We start from the raw sequence: 19213 nt of genomic DNA, 5'->3' as shown, positions 1-19213 counted from the left end.
GGGTTCAGCGAATCCCCGCCAGCAACGTCCGCGCTGTTTGCTTTAACGGCTCATCCCCTTCCTTGAGCAGTTCGTTGAGCAACGCAATCGCACTGTCGAGGTCGCCGTCATCAATGCACGTCTGCGCCTGTTCGAGCTTGCCGGAGTGTTCGCCGTGTACCGGCTCCGGCACTTGCAAATCCAGGGTTTGCAACGCCAGTGATGGCTCGGCATCAGCAAATTCATTGAGAAAATCTTCATCCAGCGGTCCGGCGTCCGGTTCAGGAATCCACTCAAGCTCGGCGTCTTCGCCGGCCGCCTCCGGCAATTCAAAGTCCTGAGGCAATACTTGCAGGCCGGAACCCAGCGCCGAGATGTCTGCCTGAGCCTCAGCGGTGGCCGGGCGACTGTCTTCCAGATCCCAACTGGAATCCATCGACAACTCACCCAGATTCAGCTCGAAATCACCTTCTGGCGCAGGCGGCGCAGCAACGATGGGGGCTGCCGCAATGACCGGCGACAGCGCGGCTAACGGTGCGGTACTCGCCAGTTTCGGATGGCGGGCGCGAACGTCCTGCAACGTCTGGGCATCCACGCCCAACTCACGCAAATGATTCTCATGCTGCTCATACGCGACGCTGTCACCTTGGCGCCCCAGTACTTCAAGCAACTGCAAAGCGATATCGATGCGTTCCGGCTCCTTGTGCAAGGCATCGCGCAGCAACCCGGCAGCTTCGCCCAATCGCCCATATGCCAGATAGATTCCCACGGCCTCCAGTACATCGCCCGCCGCCGGTTCTTCGCGATGCTGCGCTGAGTGCGTGCTGACGGGGTCGGCGCGTTGCGCTTCGGTGACATCCGGCTCATTGCCCATCGGCACCAGCGGCAGTGGTTCGTCAGCTGGCATCTGTTGTTGCCGTCGACGGTGCACAAACAACCCCGCCAAGGCCCCCAGCAACAGCAACAGGCCGCCGAGCAGCGGCCAGTTCAGACTGTCATCGCCGGACTCGACGGTTGCCACAACCGGTGCCGGAGCAACTGTCGGTGTCACTGCGGCCGGTGGCGGTGCTTTCTGAAGTTCGACCAAGCGCGTTTGCAGGTCAGTGATCTGCTTCTTGCCGTCGGCAATCTGCACATCCTGGGTCTGCAGTTTCGCGTTGAGTTCGTCGAGGCTTTTTTGCAGTTGCTGATTGAGTAACACACTGGCTGCCAATTGCTCGGTCAGCGCATCGTTGGCGGGTGGAGTTGCAGGCGTTGGCGCTGGCACGCTATCGCGCTTGGCCTGAGGTGCCTGCGGCGCTGCCACGACAGGTTCGACAGTGGGAAACGCGGAGGATTGCGCACGCGGATCCGGCTCATCGGTGGCCGGCACGATACCCGGTGAACCCGGTGGATCGATCAACACCGTGTACTCACGCAGCAAACGGCCATTGGGCTGATCGAGCTGCACGAGGAAGTTGAGAAAGGGTTCGTTGACCGGTTTGCTTGAGGTCACCCGGATCATCTGGCGATTGCCATGCAGAATCGGGATGAACTTGAGGTCGTTGAGGAAGAACACCCGCTCGACCCCGGCTTCGGCGAACTCATCCACCGTGGCCAGGCGTACCGCCAGATCGTTTTGCGTCAGCCCGCCGACATCGACCAACGCGATATCGGCCTTGAGCGGCTGATTGAGGCCTGAATGAACGGTGATATCACCCAGCCCCAAGGCCATCGACCAGGCCGAATAGCTGAAAACACCGGCGACCAGCAGCCATTTGGCGCCACCGCGCAGTACCACGTGCCGACTTGCGAGCATGAGCATCCCTTAAATAAGCAAAACCGACTTCTATGCGTTCGCACATCCGGTACGAACACGATATTGCCCAGTAGTTCTTATAGTCGGCTCAGCGCGATCTCTCAAAGATCCGGCACGTGGATGTGCCTCAAGATTTTTCCAGGTTGGCCAGAATGTGCCCGTGAACCCGCATGCACACCTTCAAATCCGCCTCGTCGACGCCTTCGAACAGCTCGTGACGCAGTTGTGTGGCAATGGTTTCGATTTGTTCGATCAGCGGCAGCGCTGGTGCGCAGAGAACGATTTTTTTCGCCCTGCGGTCTTCCATCACGGACTGACGTTGCACCAGCCCCTGGCTTTCCAGACTATCAAGCAATCGAGCGAGGGTCGGCCCTTCGACGCCGACGCTCTGCGCCAGCTCCCGTTGGGTCGGCGCCTCTTCAAAACGCGCCAGATGCAGCAGCACCAGCCAGCGCGCCTGGGACAGCCCCAGCCCGGCCAGTCGGCGGTCCAGTTCGGCACGCCAGCCACGGGACATCTGTGCCAGTTGCATGCCAAAGCGGTGTTGATCGGTTAACGGCATAAAACACTCACGGTTAGACTGAAAATAAAGAAAATCTAATTATTAGCCAGCTAAGCATGAGCTGCAGTTATAGGCAAGTGGCGGCCTGTACTGAATCGTTACATCTTGAGGCCCCCCTCACCCTAGCCCTCTCCCAAAGGGAGAGGGGACTGAATGGGGGATGCTTTAGATATTCAGCGACTTGGAAGTGCTTTGCTGAATCCGGAATTGGAAGGCCCTCACCCTAGCCCTCTCCCAAAGGGAGAGAGGACTGTATGGGGGATGCTTTAGATATTCAGCGACTTGGAAGTGCTTTGCTGAATCCAGAATTGGACGGCCCTCACCCTAGCCCTCTCCCGCGGGGAGAGGGGACTGAATGGGGGATACTCGGGAATTACGCCGACGTGACAGCTCAGCGCTGAATCCATAATCGACTCGGGTTTTCAGGTCGATGGATAGCGCGAGACACCTCGGTCGGCTCCCTCTCCCTCGGGGCGGTCCGACGTTTCGGGAGGGTTGGGCGGGCGGCGTTCCGATGAGGGCTGGCGGTCAAATTACATCTCAAATTCCGACTGCAATGCAGCCCGCACGCAATACAGCACGCCTTCCGGCACACGCCCGGCAAACAGCTCCGCCACTTCGGCGACCGACGGCAGCTCACCTTCACCATCGAGGAACGCGTCCTGCACTTCGCCCATCAACTCTTCCGGCAAATCCAGCGCCTGTTCCAGCGACAACTGCTGCTTGCCGATCGCCTCGGCGAGCATGGTGTAGACGTTCTTTTCCGAGCACTGCAACTGACCGGCGATCTGCAACGGCGTCATCCCCGCGCGAGCCAGGGTGATCAGTTCGTGGCGCACGTCGGCCACCGCTTTCGGTGCCTCGACTTCGCCGCCAAGCACTTCGAGGAAGGCATCGCCGTAGCGCTCAAGCTTGCGTGCGCCGACGCCGCTGACCCGGGCCATTTCTGCCAGCGAGGTTGGCTGGCTGCGGAGCATTTCCAGCAAGGTCGAATCGGGGAAGATGACGTACGGCGGCACGCCATGTTCTTCGGCCAATTTGCGTCGCAGCGCGCGCAGGGCTTCCCACTGTTCGCGCTCTTCGCCACGCACCAGTTGGCTGGCCGGGCTCTTGCTGGCGGTTTTGGCGGTGACCTGTGGTTTGAGATCGCGGCGCAACTCCAGCGTGACCTCGCCCTTGAGCAATGGCCGGCAACTGTCATTCAGACGCAGACCGCCATAACCTTCGTGATCGACATCCGCCAGACCGCGCGCCACCAATTGACGGAACAGCGAGCGCCATTCGCTCTCACTCAGTGCCTTGCCGACGCCGTACACCGACAGATGCTGATGGCCAAAACTGCGGACTTTTTCGTTGTCCTTGCCCAGCAGCACGTCGACCAGATGGCCAACGCCATAACGCTGGCCGGTGCGGAAAATAGCCGACAACGCCTGACGTGCAGGCTCGGTGGCGTCCCAGGTCTGCACGCCATCGACACAGTTATCGCAATGGCCGCATGGCTCAGGCATGTCTTCATCGAAGTACGCCAGCAGGGTCTGGCGACGGCAACGGGTCTCTTCGCAGAGCGACAGCATGGCGTCGAGCTTGTGTTGCTCCAGGCGCTTGTGCCGCTCGTCGCCTTCGGAGTTCTGCAGCATCTGCTTGAGCATCACCACGTCTTGCAGACCGTAGGCCATCCACGCATCCGCTGGCAGGCCGTCACGGCCGCCGCGACCGGTTTCCTGGTAATACGCCTCAAGGGATTTCGGCAGATCGAGGTGTGCGACGAAGCGCACGTTGGGCTTGTCGATGCCCATGCCGAACGCCACCGTGGCGACCATGATCAGACCTTCCTCATTGAGGAAGCGCTTCTGGTTGAAGGCACGTAGATCATTTGGCAGACCGGCGTGATACGGCAACGCCGGGAAGCCCTGCTCGCTCAGGAACGCCGCGACTTCCTCGACCTTCTTGCGCGACAGGCAATAGACGATGCCGGCATCGCTGCGCCGCTCTGCCAGAAACGCCAGCAACTGCTTGCGCGGCTGCTCTTTGGGCACAATGCGGTAAAAGATGTTCGGGCGGTCGAAGCTCGACAGGAAGCGCTCGGCATTTTGCAGGTGCAGGCGGGTGACGATTTCTTCGCGGGTACGCTTGTCGGCAGTGGCCGTCAGGGCGATGCGCGGTACGTCGGGGAACATCTCGGCCAACTGGCCCAGTTGCAGGTATTCCGGACGGAAGTCGTGGCCCCACTGCGACACGCAGTGCGCTTCGTCGATGGCGAACAACGCGATGTTCAGGCTCTGCAGGAATGAGAGCATGCGCGGCTGTACCAGACGCTCGGGCGCCAGATACAACATCTTCACTTCACCGCGCTTGATCCGCGCCGCGAGATCGCGCTGCTGTTCGGCGCTCAATGTCGAGTTCAACGCGGCAGCGGCTACACCCAGCTCTTCGAGGGTGGCAACCTGATCGTCCATCAGCGCGATCAGCGGCGACACTACCACCGCCAGGCCCTCGCGCAACAGCGCCGGCACCTGGAAGCACAGGGACTTGCCGCCACCGGTAGGCATCAGCACCAGCGCATCACCGCCGCTGGCCACGCGCTCAATGATTGCACCCTGACGGCCACGGAAACTGTCGTAGCCGAAGATGTCCTTGAGGACGCGTTGAGCCTGTTCGAGCATAAAAACTCCAAAATTCTACCGATACATCCCTGCGCAGGCTGGTTCAGAACAGCCAGGGCTGCTTAAACAAAACGTAAGAGCGCATTGCACGACAACCGCAATGCGGGCAGGGATCGCAAAACGCGGCAGTATACCCGAGCCCTAACCTGCACAGGGCGACACCCGTCGATACAATCTCTGATACCTCTGTAGGAGCTGCCGAAGGCTGCGATCTTTTGATCTTGCTTTAACGGATCAACAGCAAAAGATCGCAACCTTCGGCAGCTCCTACAGGGGTTATGCAAGGCACGGCGGGGCAAATCTGCCATGCGGCTGGCTTGAGCGCGCAAGAACGCCTAGAATTCACGCATTGTTTATTCCCCAAGGTAGCCCCGTAATGTCCTTCGCTGAGCAACTGACCCGCCTGCAAGTTTTCCTCGACGCCGACGAGCTGCATGACGAGGCGCTGGATTACGTGGCCGCTCACGGCTACCTGACCGCGCTGTCGATCTGCGCCGAGGACGTACCGGAGCGTGAGTGGATCGACGCCCTGTTCGCCGAAGAGCCGCATTACAGCAGCGACGCCCAGCGCGAAGAGATCGAAGCCACCCTGATCGGCCTCAAAGCGCACATCGCCCGTCAACTGGCTTCGGATGAAGAATTCGAACTGCCATGCGAACTGGACCTGGGCGACGAGCCGGACGATTCCGAGCTGCGCGGCTGGTGCATCGGTTTCATGGAAGGCGTGTTCCTGCGTGAAGCGGCCTGGTTCGAAACCGCCGAAGAAGAAGTCAGCGAAATGCTCCTGCCGATCATGGTCGGTTCGGGCCTGTTCGACGAACAGCCAGAATTCGAAGACATCGCCAAGGATGCCGGCCTGATGGACGACATGATCGTGCAGATTCCGGAAGCCCTGACCGCGCTGTACCTGCTGTGCCAGGCGCCAGACGAAAAACCGGCGATCCTCAAGCCACGTCACCACTAAGATCCGGCCTATGGACAACCCCATAGGCAACCGCCCCCTGATGTTGCGCTACTTCCTGCTGGCCGTCGGCTGGCTCAGCGTGGCATTGGGGGTGATCGGGATTTTCCTGCCCGTCCTGCCCACCACCCCTTTCCTTCTGCTCGCCGCAGCCTGCTTCGCGCGCAGTTCTCCGCGTTTCTATCAATGGCTGGTCGAGCATCCAAGACTCGGGCCATGGATCCGCGATTACCTCGATGGCAATGGCATACCGCTCAAGGGCAAGGTCTACGCGATCGGGCTGATGTGGGCGAGCATTCTGTTCTCCTGCTACCTGGTGCCACTGCCGTGGGCGCGGGGGTTCATGTTGACGAGTGCGGTGTTGGTGACGGTTTATATTTTGCGGCAGAAGACCTTGGGAAAAAGCTGATCACCCCACCATTGCCTGTTACCGTTTATCTGATACCTGCCCGCACCTGTCAGAGTTGACAGGTGCGCACTTTACCGCCGCATGTTTAATTTTCCGTATCGGCCCTGACAACCCAGGTCATGCCCCCCTTGCGGAAGATCTACATCCATGAGCGACTCACAGTACGTAATATTTCCTCCAGCTCCTCATTCTGGTATCGGCGTGCTCGCCGTCTATCCACCGAAACCAATCGGGTACAAGGAACAGGTTGACGGGAGCTGGGGCATCAACATCGCCATGGCCTATAGCGACCTTGAGGGATTGTGGTGCCATCTCCCGCAGTATCTTGATGAATCCATTGGTGATCTCATCGAGGTATTCCTCGATAGGTCCGACGTGCCTGAGCCTCTGCCTGTGGTGTTTTTCAAACTGACAGAAGACGATTTCGAGGCTGACGGACAAACGCCCAAACCCGTAACATTTTATATTTCAGCTGAAACTCTCGAGGAAAAATTTGCGCCTTTGGCAGACGTCAGGCTGGATTTCTGGACCAACATCACGAGAGTGAGCGGCAACACCTCGGATCCATCGCCACACGCACAGCTCTGGTTCAAACATCCCGCTCCGGGCGAAGCGGACATTGACGGCGGCAAACCTTTCAATCAGGGCCTCAAGCTGCCGATCGCAACGGAAACTATCGTCGACCAGACCATCATCGATGAGGGCATGTATTGCACGGTTGAGCACTACTTCAATCAGCAGATTGGCGATACGGTCATACTTGCGTTTGGTTCGCTTCGGCTGAAGTCAGTCGTGACCGACGACTCGGCCGACATCGTTTTTGAGCTGACGCCGGAGCTACTCGCCAAACTACCAAAAACCAACAGTCTGGTGGTGCGCTGGTGCGTATCTGACGTTGTAGAGAACACCAGTGGCTGGTCGGATTCGCTCACTCTGACGTTCAAACCGGGAGTTATCCTCCTGACTGCCCCCATTTTCGAGCAGTCCGATGGTGACAACATATTGCACCATGACTGGCTTGCGGGCGGCCCGACGAACATTCTGCTCACGGGTAGTTTTTCGGTAAACGACGTGATCACCTTGACGCTGGACGGTTTTACCAAAAACAGCGAGCGAGTCACTCATTCCTATCCTTTCACGGTAACCGTTGCCAGCAAGACACTGAAATTTCCAGTCGAAAACTTTCGCGTTCAGAATGTGATTGGTGGAAGTTTGCGAGCAACCTATACCTTGATCAAAGGAGGAAAGACCCAATTGTCCAAACCCGCTGACGTTAACGTTGCGGGCACTTCGCTGCCACTTGGCGCGCCGCAGGTCACGCCACTGGTGGAAGGTGAACTGGCGATAGATACTGCCAAAGCCTTTGTAAACGTCGCCAGTTTCTGGCCTTTGAAAAAAGGAGCAGAGGTCAAGCTGCATTGGCAGACGACCGACATCAACGGCAAATTGGTACGGTTCACCTGGGGGCAAACGGTAACCGATCCAGCAAAACCCATTGTTTTCGAGGCCGAGAGCGAATACATCAAGCCCTACGCCAGCGCGAATCTGGCCGTGCAGGCCAGCATTACCAATCCCGGCGAGAGTGAAGTTTTTTCTGATGTCACGCAATTGAGGATCGGCGATCCCAAGGAGCTTGTTCTCACGCCGCCCTCTCTCGTATCGCCTTTCACTAACCCTGTTGATCCACTGGCAGCGCTGCCGAGCATGCTGGTGGAGTATCTCGATGCCAAGACCGAAAAAGTCCGTCTGGTTTGCACACCACTGCCCCAAGGGTTTGATCGCTTCCCGCTGGTAGATCTGGATTCGGCCAAGCAAGCCAAATTTCTGCTGAACAGACACCTGATAATGGCGCTCCACGGCGAAACCGTGAGGTTCAAATGGAATCTGAACCTCAATGGAAAAAAAATCGGCTCGTCTCCGGAGGTAGAGATAGCTTTCAAGTTGATCGCTGATCAGGATCCAAGGTTTCCAAGGCCGAGAATCATTGGTGTTGACGGAGTACTGGACGTAAAAAAACTGACCAGCGCAGACAAATTGGCAGTCAACCTCTGGCATGGACAACGGCCGGGACAGAGCATGACGCTGGTGCTTATCGGCATGGACACCAACGATAACCCTGTTCGTCACGTCATCATCGATGGGGAGGCGACCGTCAACAGCGCCGGGCTGATACGGGAGCTGCCGAGACTGACATTGGATGTGTTCAAAAATCTCAAGGACGGCACTACGGCGACATTGATATTTTCCATGCGCTTGGGGCTGCGCGGTAAACCGGTAGAGTTTCCCCATCAGACATATCAAATCGAATCTCTGGTTGAGCTACAACCGGTCATTACATTGATAAAGGACTCACAGAACAGGGACATCCCGCACAACGACGTGACCATTGACCCTAATGTCACTGTCGAGGGGACAGCGAGCGCAGAGCAGCCTATTGAAATTCTGGTGAATGGCGAGCCAGTGGAGACACAGACCACGGACAAGGACGGGAAATTCTCATCGCTATTGAAGGGGCTCATTGTCGATGTACTGACAGTCATCCAGATTAGAGCGCTCTATGGCGACCGCCTGCTCTCGCCTTTACGCTCGTTCACACTGCGCCGAGCGCTGCAAGTCAACAATGGCGCCATGGCCCTGCATGGCACGAGAGTTTATGCATGGGCCCACAGTGCGGACTTTCCAGGCAACACTCAAATCCGTGCGGCTGTCCCGTCCACAGGGGTTCCCCCAATTACCTATAGAAGCAGCAATCCGAACGTGGCTTATGTTGACGGCAACGGGAAAGTCACAGGCCTGCGTAACGGCAATACATACATCACCGTGCAAGACCGATTCAGTTCTTTTTCCTATAACGTTGATGTCAGGAATGTTTATCAGCTGGTTATGGGAGGCCATGGCATGACGCATCACGAGGCACTCAACTGGCGATACAGTATTCCGGGCGCGGTATCCATGGGCGGTGCAGTCTCCGCAATGCAAGCGGTATACGGACCCGATCCGTATTGGCCAATAGCTGCCGGTGGCGTTTACCGGATGTGTGATGAAAGCGGTTGTCCCGGCAACCTGCGCGCGATATATGCGCATGCCAATGGCGGGATTTACTGCCATTCGGACCTGAACGCCCGATGGGCTCCATGGTGTATGTATCCCGTTTATGGATAGACAGAAGCGCTTGAAATTTGCGCGTCTCGGGGGTCGAAAAAAGGCGAACGACTATTGCCGGAGGCGTCTCCGGCATTTTAAACAACGCCGTGTAACGACTTACTACATACACTCATCAAGGCTACACATCCTTGCGCCTTTGCCTACAGCTAAGCCAGAATCCGCCGACTTGTGCGTCTTCGGGGTGGGTTCTATTGTGGGTCGGTCGCTGACACATCAGTGATCGGGTCTCGCAGCCCGTCGATCTCTGGACGCACAACACCCGTGCTTTTTATGGCGGCTGTACGTGGGAGACCTTAGGGTCTGCCGGTTCTAGAGTCCCGGTCTGCGACCCGCGTATAGCTGCCACCTTCTTTTCGTATCGCAGCGAAATGTGGCGGCTCCCCCGACTCCAGGAGCTTCACCATGATCAAACCAACACCCAATCCGCCCGAAACCGACCCCACCTCCCCCTACGAATCCCTCGATTCGAAAAACTCCACGAAGCCGCCGACCGCGCGCTCGACCACTACCTCTGCCCACCAGGCTCCACGCCACCACCGCGTAAGACCCGCCGGATGTACGCCGTCACCGCCGACTTCAAAAACGAAGAACTGCTGGCCGATGCCAGCGAAACACTCGCCTCAGCCAGAACCATCGCCCATGACTTCGCCCACCTCATACCCGCGTCGCAGCGCAGGACGCTTCTGGGGATTGCGCAATTGATCATGCTGGGGGAGCTGGCGGTGAATCGGGTGATGGATAATCTGGAGTTGCCGCAGTAGCGATCACGTGTGGCAGAAGAAACCCGCCGCCCCGGTTGAACGGGACGGCGGTTTTTTTTCGTTTCAGCCTTCGCTTACACCGTATCCACCTTCAACGAATGATCGTTCAGCATCCCGCTGATGATCGTCGCCGTGTCATGCCCACCGGCAACCACGCCGCCCGCCCCTGGCGTCACGCCGTAATGGCTGGCCAGATTGACGCCGGCCAGATCAATCGTCTGGTTCGGCGTTGCACCGGCCATGGCGCTGACGTCGATGCTGGTGAGGACCGAGGCGCCGCTGCCGCTGACAGTGAAGTGCAGGTAGTCATCCAGTGAGGCGGTGGTGCCGTTTTCACCTTGCAGCAGTTGCGACAGGTCGAGTTTGTCGGTGCCGGGGGTGAAGTCGGTGATCAGGTCATGGCCGCTGTTGCCCTTGAGCCACTGGAAGGTATCGGCCCCTGCGCCGCCGGTCATGGTGTTGTTGCCCATGCCGCCGATCAGCAGGTCGTCACCGCCGCCACCGTTGAGGATGTCGTTACCCAGACCACCGTTGATCACGTTGTTATTGTTATCGCCGGTGAGGGTGTCGTTGAAGTTCGAGCCGACGAGGTTTTCGATGCCAGTCAGGGTGTCCGTCCCCGCGCCGATCGTGTTTTGCGCACCGAGCAGGCCGAGGTTGACCGTCACTCCGGCCGTGGCGTGGGCGTAGCTGGCGGTGTCGATGCCAGTACCGCCGTCGAGTAAGTCATTGCCCGGGCCGCTGTACAGCAAATCATTGCCGGCGCCGCCGTGCAGCTCGTTGTTGCCCGAGCCTGCGGTGAGCACATCATTGCCGTCGCCAGCGTTGATGATGTTGTTGCCGGTGCCGGCCACCAGCACGTCATCCCCCGAGGTGCCGGTGAGGGTATGGCCATCCTGATAGCTGATGGTCACATTGGCGGTGTCGCTGCCGCCATGGTTGTCGTTGGCGGTGTAGGTGCCGTGGAAGTCCGGTGTGACGTCGTGGGCCCCGGCGTAGTTGACCGTCATGGTCAGTTGATAGTTTTCCGCCGCATTCGGGTTGCTGCCGCTGGTATTGCTGATGTTGGTGACGTGGATCTGGTAGGTGCCATCGGCGCTGGCGGTGATGGTGCCGCCGTCGGCAATGGTCACGAACGCGCCGCCATTGAGCGAGTACTCCATGGTGATGTGCCCGGCCGCCAGGTTGTGATCCAGGTTCAGCGTTTCGCCCTGTTTCAGTTTGACGGTGATCAGGTCTTCATCGTTGGCATTGGCGTTGGTCACCGCGCCGAGGTAGCCGCTGATCACCAGCACCGCGGTCATCGCTGCGGTGTTGGCGGCGAAGGCATTGCGCACATCGGCCAGGGTCTGGTTGGCGGCAGTGTTGCTGTTGCCGTTGAATGTGATCGCGCCGGTGCCGGTGAAGTCCGCGCCCTTCGCTATCCAACCGGTGTTGAAGGTGGTCGGCGTGGCGTTGAGCGTGTCGCCATTCGGATCGGTGTCGTTGGCCAGCAACAGTTCGCCCGGCACGACGATATTGCTCGACAGCACGTTGGTGATGACGTGGTCGTCGACTGCCACGGGTGGCGCGTTCGGGATCACTTTCACGGTCAGCGTCGAACTGGCGAGGTCGCCGTCGTTGTCGCTGACGGTGAAGCCAATGTTCTCGGTAATCACCACCGCCGTGGTTTTCTGCGAGGTGTAGGTGTAATCGCCGGTGTCGAGGTTGATCAGCAGTGTGCCGCCGTTATTGGTGGCGATGCTCAACGTGTTGTTGACGGTGTTGAAGGTGCCGTGATTGGCGCCACCACTTGGCGTCAACGAGCCTTGGCCGCTGAGAGCTTTCGGATCGTAGGTGTAAGTGGTGCCGTCAACGACGATGGATTTGATGAAGCCACCATCGGCGCCGAACGTACCGCCCTCGCCCAGCAACGAACCGGTGACCGGCGCGCCCTGTACGGTGCCGGACAGCACCGAGTTGAGTTGATTGAGATCGGTGACCACCACCGCGTTGGTGTTGGTGTGGCTGATGCCGTCATACGCCAGCGGGTCGAGGTTGGCGTTGCTCACGCCGCTGCCCAGGCCAATCGCGTAGTTCTTGATGTTGTTGGCATCAAGGAAGTTTTTCAGCGCGGCTTCATCAGCGGCGTTGATGTCGCCCTCGTTGGGTTTACCGTCCGAGAAGAAGTAACCGACGTTCTGCGCCCCGGTGAGTTTGCCCGAGGTGTTGAACGCGGTTTGCATGACCGCCACCGCGGCGTCGTAGTTGGTGCCGCCACCCGCCGACAGACCGGCGAGAATCGTCTTCGCGGTCGCCACATCGACCCATACCGACGTTCTGTCAGTGGCGTTGCTGCTGAAGGTGACGAGCTGGACTTTGACATCGCCGAGGTCATCGTACTTATCGAGCAAGGCGCTGATTGCCTGCTTGGCCAGGTCCAGCCGCGACAGGCCCGGCACACCGGAGGCGTCGGCCATACTGCCGGAGATGTCGAGGACGATAAGCAGGTTGGAATCGATTTCCACCGCTGCCACCGAACGATCCGACGCCACGGCTTTTGGCACATCGTCGACGATGTTGACCACGAGGGTGCTGGTGGTGCTGTTGCCCAGTGCATCGGTGGCTTTGTAGGTGAAACTTTCGCTGAGGGTGTTCGCCCCGTCGTTGGCGCCCGGCGAGGTTTTCGGCGCCGAGGTCAGCGTGTAGGTGTAGGTGCCGTCGGCGTTGAGCTGAATCTGCCCGTAGCTGCCGGTGGCGCTGCCGACCAGGGTGTAAGTGATCGCGCCCGTACCGCCGGTAACTGCGCCGACCAGTGTGCCGGTCGCGGTTTCGCCGGTGTTGCTCGGGTCGCTGCCGGTGACCGTACCGGGAGCCAGATCCGCGCCGTCCTTGGTCAGGTCGAGGGCTTTTTCATACACCGTCACGTCCTGATCGACCGAGGCTACCAGTTTGCTGTCGGCGACGTTGATGGTGATGGTCGTGGTGCTTTCATCGCCGTCGCTGTCACGGATGGTGTAGGTGAAGGTGTCGGTGGCGCCCGGTGGGCTCACCGAGTTCGGGTTGCTGTGATAGACGGCGTTGCCCAACGCATCAAGGGTCAGGTAACCGAAGTTGCCATTGATGTTGCTGTTGAGGCCACCGATGGCCGAGGTGCCGGTATTGCTGCCGGCGCGCACGCCGACCACTGTCGCCGCGCCATCGGCACCGCTGATGTCATTGCCCAGCACGCTGACGTTGACCGTACCGCCCTCGGCCACCGAACCGGTGTCGGGTTTGGCGGTCGGCAGGTCATCGATGATGTTGACGTTGATCTGGCCGTTGGCCGTGCTGCCATCGGTGTCCGTGGCCACGACGTTGAAGTTCTCGGTGAGGCTGTTGGCACCGTTAGCATTCGGGTGGGTTTCGTTGTCGACCAGCGTGTAGCTGTAACTGACCACCCCGGTGGCCGGGTTGTAACCGGTGACGGTGAAGGTGCTGCCCAGCGGCGAAACCACCGATTGCGGAAAGCCAGCGGCAACACCGTTGATGACCACGGCAATGCCGCCGACGGTGAGGGTTTGCAGGCCATCGAGCGCAGTGACGGTGAAGGTGCCGCTCTGGGTCAGCGCCGGGGTGTCGGGACTGCTGCCGTCGCTGAGGTTTTTCTCGTAAACGGTGAGTTCGCCGCCGTTGACGTCGAGGCCATTGAGTACCACCGGATCGTCATTGTTGTGGATGTTCAGCACCAGGTTGGCGGTACTGGTGTCGCCGTCGGCATCGGTCAGGGTGTAGGTGAACGTCTCGGTGCCGTTGCCGCCGCCGTGCAGGTTTTTGAAATCGGCATCGTTGGGGTTCAGCGTGTAGGTGTACGTGCCGTTGGCGTTGAGCACCAGCGTGCCGTAAGTACCGGTGAAGGTGCCGGCGGTGATCGGCCCGGCATTCGGTCCGGTTGCGACCACGTCGGCGCCTTGCACATCGTTGGTCAGCACATTGCCAGTGAGCGTCAGTTGGGTTTCCGCAGCCGTGTTGGCGTTGCTGTCGTTCACAGCTTTTGGCACGTCATCGACGATGCTCACAACGATGGTGCTGGTGACGATGTTGCCCAGCGAATCGGTGGCCTGATAGGTGAAGGTTTCGGTCAGGCTGTTGGCGCCGTCGTCGGCATGCGGTGTGGTGCTTGCCGGCGAAGTCAGCGTGTAGGTGTACGTGCCGTTGGGGTTGAGGACGATCTGCCCGTAGTTGCCGGTCGCGCTGCCGACCAGCGCATAGCTGATCGCGCCGACCGCACCGGTGACCGAGCCGACCAAGGTGCCGGTCGCAGTTTCGCCGGTGCTGGTCGGGTCGCTGCCGGTGACCGTACCGGGCGCCAGATCCGCGCCGTCCTTGGTCAGGTCCAGCGCTTTCTCGTACACGGTGACGTCGGTGTCGCTGGTCGCGCACAGCTTGCTGTTGGCGACATCGATGGTGATGGTGGTGGTGCTTTCATCACCGTCGGAATCGCGCACGGTGTAGGTGAACACATCCACTGCGCCCGGGCCGTTCACAACGTTGGGATTGCTGTGATAGACGGCGTTGCCATTGGCGTCCAGGGTCAGGTAGCCGTAGGTGCCGTTGATGTTGCTGTTGAGGCCGCCGATGGCCGAAGTCGAGGTGTCGGCACCAGCGCGCACGCCGACCACTGCACCGGTCACGGCTGGGCCGTCGGCGCCGCCGATGTCGTTGTCCAACACATTACCGCTGACCGTGCCGCCCTCCGCCACCGATGCGGCATCAGGATGAGCGCTCGGCAGATCATCGACGATATTGACGTTGATCTGGCCGCTGGCCGTGCTGCCATCGGTGTCGGTGGCGACGACGTTGAAGTTCTCGGTGATGCTGTTGGCGCCGTTGGCGTTCGGATGGGTTTCGTTGTCGACCAGGGTGTAGCTGTAGCTCACCACACCGGTGGCCGGGTTATAGCCGGTGATGGTCAACGTGCTGCCCAACGGGGTGACGATCGATTGCGGGAAGCCTGCGGCCACACCGCCGGTGACCACGTTGATGCCGCCCACAGTCAGGGTTTGCAAACCATCGAGCGCGGTCACGGTGAAGGTGCCGCTCTGGGTCAGCGCCGGGGTGTCGGGGCTGGTGCCGTCGCTGAGGTTTTTCTCATAGACGGTGAGTTCGCCGCCGTTGACGTCGAGGCCGTTGAGGTAGACCTGATCGTCGTTGTTGTGGATCTGCAGAACGAGGTTCGCCGTGCTGGTATCACCGTCCGAATCGGTAATGGTGTAAGCGAAAGTTTCCGTGCCGTTGCCACCGCCGTGCAGGTTTTTGAAGTCGGCGTCGTTGGTGTTCAGCGTGTAGGTATACGTGCCGTTGGCGTTGAGAACCAAGGTGCCGTAAGTCCCGGTGAAAGTGCCTGGGGTTACCGGCCCAGTCGGTACGCGGTCGGCGCCTTGCACGTCGTTGGTCAGGACATTGCCAGTCAGGGTCAGCAAGGTTTCCGACGCGGTGCCGGTGTTGCTGTCATCCACGGCTTTGGGCAGGTCGTCGACGATGTTTACGTCGAGGGTGGCATTGGCAGTGGTGCCGTTGTCATCGACCACGGTGACGGCGAATTGCTCAGGCAAATTGTTCGCGCCATTGGCGGTTGGATGCGTTTCGTTGTCGACCAGGGTGTAGCTGTAACTGACCACACCGGTGGTGGCGTTGAAACCAGTGATGGTCAGTGTGCTGCCCAGCGGTGTGGTGACCGATTGTGGGAAACCTGCTGCCACGCCATTGGTAACGACGGCGATGCCACCGACAGTCAGCGTCGTGACGCCATCGAGTGCGGTGATGGTGAATGTGCCGCTTTGGGTCAGTGCGCTGGAATCCGGTGCGCTGCCGTCGCTGAGGTTTTTCTCGTAAACAGTGAGTTCGCCGCCATTCACGTCGAGGCCGCTGATGACTACTGGATCGTCGTTGTTGTGGATCTGCAGAACGAGATTCGCCGTGCTGGTATCACCGTCGGAATCGGTGATCGTATAAGCGAAGGTTTCCGTGCCGTTGCCACCGCCGTGGAGGTTTTTGAAGTCGGCGTCATTGGTGTTCAGCGTGTAGGTGTATGTGCCGTTGGCGTTGAGTACCAAGGTGCCGTAAGTCCCGGTGAAAGTGCCTGGGGTTACCGGCCCAGTCGGTACGCGGTCGGCGCCTTGCACGTCGTTGGTCAGGACATTGCCAGTCAGGGTCAGCAAGGTTTCCGATGCAGTGCCGGAGTTGCTGTCATCTACGGCTTTGGGCAGGTCGTCGACGATGTTGACGTCGAGGGTGGCATTGGCAGTGGTGCCGTTGTCATCGACCACGGTGACCGCGAACTGCTCAGGCAGGTTGTTCGCGCCATTGGCGGTTGGGTGGGCTTCGTTGTCGACCAAGGTGTAGCTGTAGCTGACGACACCGGTGGTGGCGTTGAAACCGGTGATGGTCAGCGTGCTGCCGAGTGGAGTGGTCACGGATTGCGGGAAGCCTGCCGCTACGCCATTGGTAACGACGGCGATGCCACCGACAGTCAGGGTTGTCACGCCGTCCAGCGCAGTGATGGTGAACGTGCCGCTTTGCGTCAGTGCGGTGGAATCCGGTGCGCTGCCGTCGCTGAGGTTTTTCTCGTAAACCGTCAGCTCGCCGCCTTCGACGTTCAGGCCATTGATGATCACCGGATCGTCGTTGTTGTGGATCTGCAGCACGAGATTGGCGGTGCTGGTATCGCCGTCGGAATCGGTGATCGTATAGGCGAAAGTTTCCGTGCCGTTGCCACCGCCGTGCAGGTTTTTGAAGTCGGCGTCGTTGGTGTTCAGCGTGTAGGTGTACGTGCCGTTGGCATTGAGCACCAAGGTGCCGTAAGTACCGGTGAACGTGCCTGGGGTTACCGGCCCGCTCGGTACGCGATCCGCCCCTTGCACATCGTTGGTCAGAACGTTGCCAGTCAGGGTCAGCAAGGTTTCCGAGGCGGTGCCGGAGTTGCTGTCATCTACGGCTTTGGGCAGGTCGTCGACGATGTTTACGTCGAGGGTGGCATTGGCGGTGGTGCCGTTGTCATCGACCACGGTGACCGCGAACTGCTCAGGCAGGTTGTTCGCGCCATTGGCGGTTGGGTGGGCTTCGTTGTCGACCAAGGTGTAGCTGTAGCTGACGACACCGGTGGTGGCGTTGAAACCGGTGATGGTCAGCGTGCTGCCCAGCGGCGTGGTGACCGATTGCGGGAAACCTGCTGCCACGCCATTGGTAACGACGGCGATGCCACCGACAGTCAGCGTCGTGACGCCATCGAGTGCGGTGATGGTGAATGTGCCGCTTTGGGTCAGTGCGCTGGAATCCGGTGCGCTGCCGTCGCTGAGGTTTTTCTCGTAGACGGTGAGTTCGCCGCCATTCACGTCAAGGCCGTTGATGATCACCGGATCGTCGTTGTTGTGGATCTGCAGAACGAGATTCGCCGTGCTGGTATCACCGTCCGAATCGGTGATGGTGTAAGCGAAAGTTTCCGTGCCGTTGCCACCGCCGTGCAGGTTTTTGAAGTCGGCGTCGTTGGTGTTCAGCGTGTAGGTGTACGTGCCGTTGGCATTGAGCACCAAGGTGCCGTAAGTACCGGTGAACGTGCCTGGGGTTACCGGCCCGCTCGGTACGCGATCCGCCCCTTGCACATCGTTGGTCAGAACGTTGCCGGTCAGCGTCAGCTGAGTCTCTGACGCCGTGCCATTGCTGTCATCGAACGCTTTCGGCACGTCGTCGGTGATGTTGACGTCGAGCGTGCCGGTCGCGGTGTCGCCATTGCTGTCGCCGGCAATCACGGTGAACTGCTCGCTCAGGTTGTTGGCGCCATCGCCCGCAGCGTGGCTTTCGTTGCCGTTGAGGGTGTAGCTGTAGCTGATAACGCCAGTCGCCGGGTTGTAACCGGTGATGGTCAGGGTGTTGCCCAGTTGCGAGGTGATTGATTGCGGAAAGCCGATCGACACGCCACCAACGATGACGTTGATGCCGCCGATGCTCAGGCTGGTCAGACCGTCCGGCGCCGACACGGTAAAGCTGCCGCTTTGCGTGAGTGCGCCAGGATTGGCCGCCGAGCCGTCAGGCAGATTGGCTTCATTGAGATTGAGTTCGCCGCCAGCCACGTTCAGGCCTGTGAGGGTCACGGGATTGTTGACCGGTGGCGGCACCACGACTGCCGGGGTGTTGTCGCCGTTGTCGATCACCGCGTTGTGGCGTTCTTCGGGGAATTCAGGAATACCGCCGAACCCGGCAGTCGGAAAACCGATGATCGGATCGACCCGGCCACCGACTTCCGTCAGCAAGACGAAACTGTGACCACCGCCCAACTCACCCGGCGCACCACCCGGTGCATTCGGGCCGGCGGCAGTGGCTTCAGCGGTTTTGCTCGGATCGTCACCGGCAGCGATGGCTTTCTGGATTTGCTCGACGTCAGTGAGCTGCGCTTCGCTCGGGGTCACCGCCTCTGGCGCATTCACATGCGCTGCCTGATCGGCCAGCAATTGACCGGTCATGGTCAGGCTGCTGTCACGACCCAGGGTCAGTTCCTGGCCATTTTGCAGATGAACGGCGACGGCGCCTTCTGCGCCGGTGATCAGTTGATCGCCGGCATACAGGCGATCGCCTTCAACCAGTGCGCGTTTAGCACCGTCCGCTGACTGAGCGAAAACCTGGCCAATGACTTTAGTGACTGTACCGATGAGCGTTGCCATGTGAAATCCTCCGCTGCCGACCACCGTCGGCACTGGTAAGCGAAGCAGCCCATGGCTCAATCGGGTTGTTGGAGGCGACGCTCGCACCTTCAACAGTTCGTTTCGCAGGTGGCTTCTTTCGGAAACATCAGTGCTATCAAGCACTTCCGCATCCTGATCAAAGCAATACGCCTACTAACGCTACGTAACGGTTGTGAATCACCCGAGTGACAAAAATCTGTCGCTCATCAACCGTTACGC

At 59.6% G+C, this 19213-nt stretch carries 7 protein-coding genes and 1 pseudogene; 4 read left to right on the top strand and 4 right to left on the bottom strand.

The window, feature by feature from the left end; translation table 11 throughout:
• Positions 1 to 4: 4 nt before the first annotated feature.
• The 3 genes from RMV17_RS07530 to recQ form a co-directional block, all read right to left on the bottom strand.
• Positions 5 to 1777 carry a FimV/HubP family polar landmark protein gene (locus tag RMV17_RS07530; RefSeq protein WP_311886157.1) on the bottom strand — a complete coding sequence of 591 codons (1773 nt, stop codon included), beginning with the start codon at positions 1775 to 1777 and terminating at the stop codon, positions 5 to 7.
• A gap of 127 nt (positions 1778 to 1904) precedes the next feature.
• The gene (locus tag RMV17_RS07525) at positions 1905 to 2339 is read right to left on the bottom strand and encodes a MarR family transcriptional regulator (RefSeq protein ID WP_007919713.1); all 435 of its coding nucleotides are present in this window, start codon (positions 2337 to 2339) and stop codon (positions 1905 to 1907) included.
• A 533-nt stretch (positions 2340 to 2872) separates the two neighbouring features.
• On the bottom strand, positions 2873 to 5002 hold the full coding sequence (gene recQ / locus RMV17_RS07520) for a DNA helicase RecQ (RefSeq protein ID WP_034153235.1): 2130 nt from the start codon (positions 5000 to 5002) through the stop codon (positions 2873 to 2875).
• A 376-nt stretch (positions 5003 to 5378) separates the two neighbouring features.
• Here recQ and RMV17_RS07515 point away from each other — a divergent pair, with 376 nt between their 5' ends.
• From RMV17_RS07515 to RMV17_RS07500, 4 genes and pseudogenes are all read left to right on the top strand, one after another.
• A complete protein-coding gene (locus RMV17_RS07515; RefSeq protein WP_034153234.1) occupies positions 5379 to 5966 on the top strand; it encodes a YecA family protein in 588 nt (195 codons plus the stop codon).
• A 10-nt stretch (positions 5967 to 5976) separates the two neighbouring features.
• Complete coding sequence (locus tag RMV17_RS07510) at positions 5977 to 6372, top strand: YbaN family protein (RefSeq protein ID WP_108225933.1); 396 nt, start codon at positions 5977 to 5979, stop codon at positions 6370 to 6372.
• 147 nt (positions 6373 to 6519) lie between these two features.
• Positions 6520 to 9534 carry an Ig-like domain-containing protein gene (locus RMV17_RS07505; RefSeq protein WP_311886156.1) on the top strand — a complete coding sequence of 1005 codons (3015 nt, stop codon included), beginning with the start codon at positions 6520 to 6522 and terminating at the stop codon, positions 9532 to 9534.
• A gap of 405 nt (positions 9535 to 9939) precedes the next feature.
• A pseudogene (locus tag RMV17_RS07500) lies at positions 9940 to 10298 on the top strand (DUF6124 family protein).
• Between the two features lie 74 nt (positions 10299 to 10372).
• On the opposite strand, the gene RMV17_RS07495 reads toward RMV17_RS07500, so the two are convergent.
• Positions 10373 to 18973, bottom strand: a complete 8601-nt coding sequence (locus RMV17_RS07495; protein WP_311886155.1) for a retention module-containing protein — start codon at positions 18971 to 18973, stop codon at positions 10373 to 10375.
• Positions 18974 to 19213: the final 240 nt, after the last annotated feature.

Source organism: Pseudomonas sp. VD-NE ins, from assembly GCF_031882575.1.
Lineage (GTDB): Bacteria > Pseudomonadota > Gammaproteobacteria > Pseudomonadales > Pseudomonadaceae > Aquipseudomonas > Aquipseudomonas fluorescens_BZ.
This window is presented reverse-complemented; position numbering and strand designations above follow the sequence as displayed.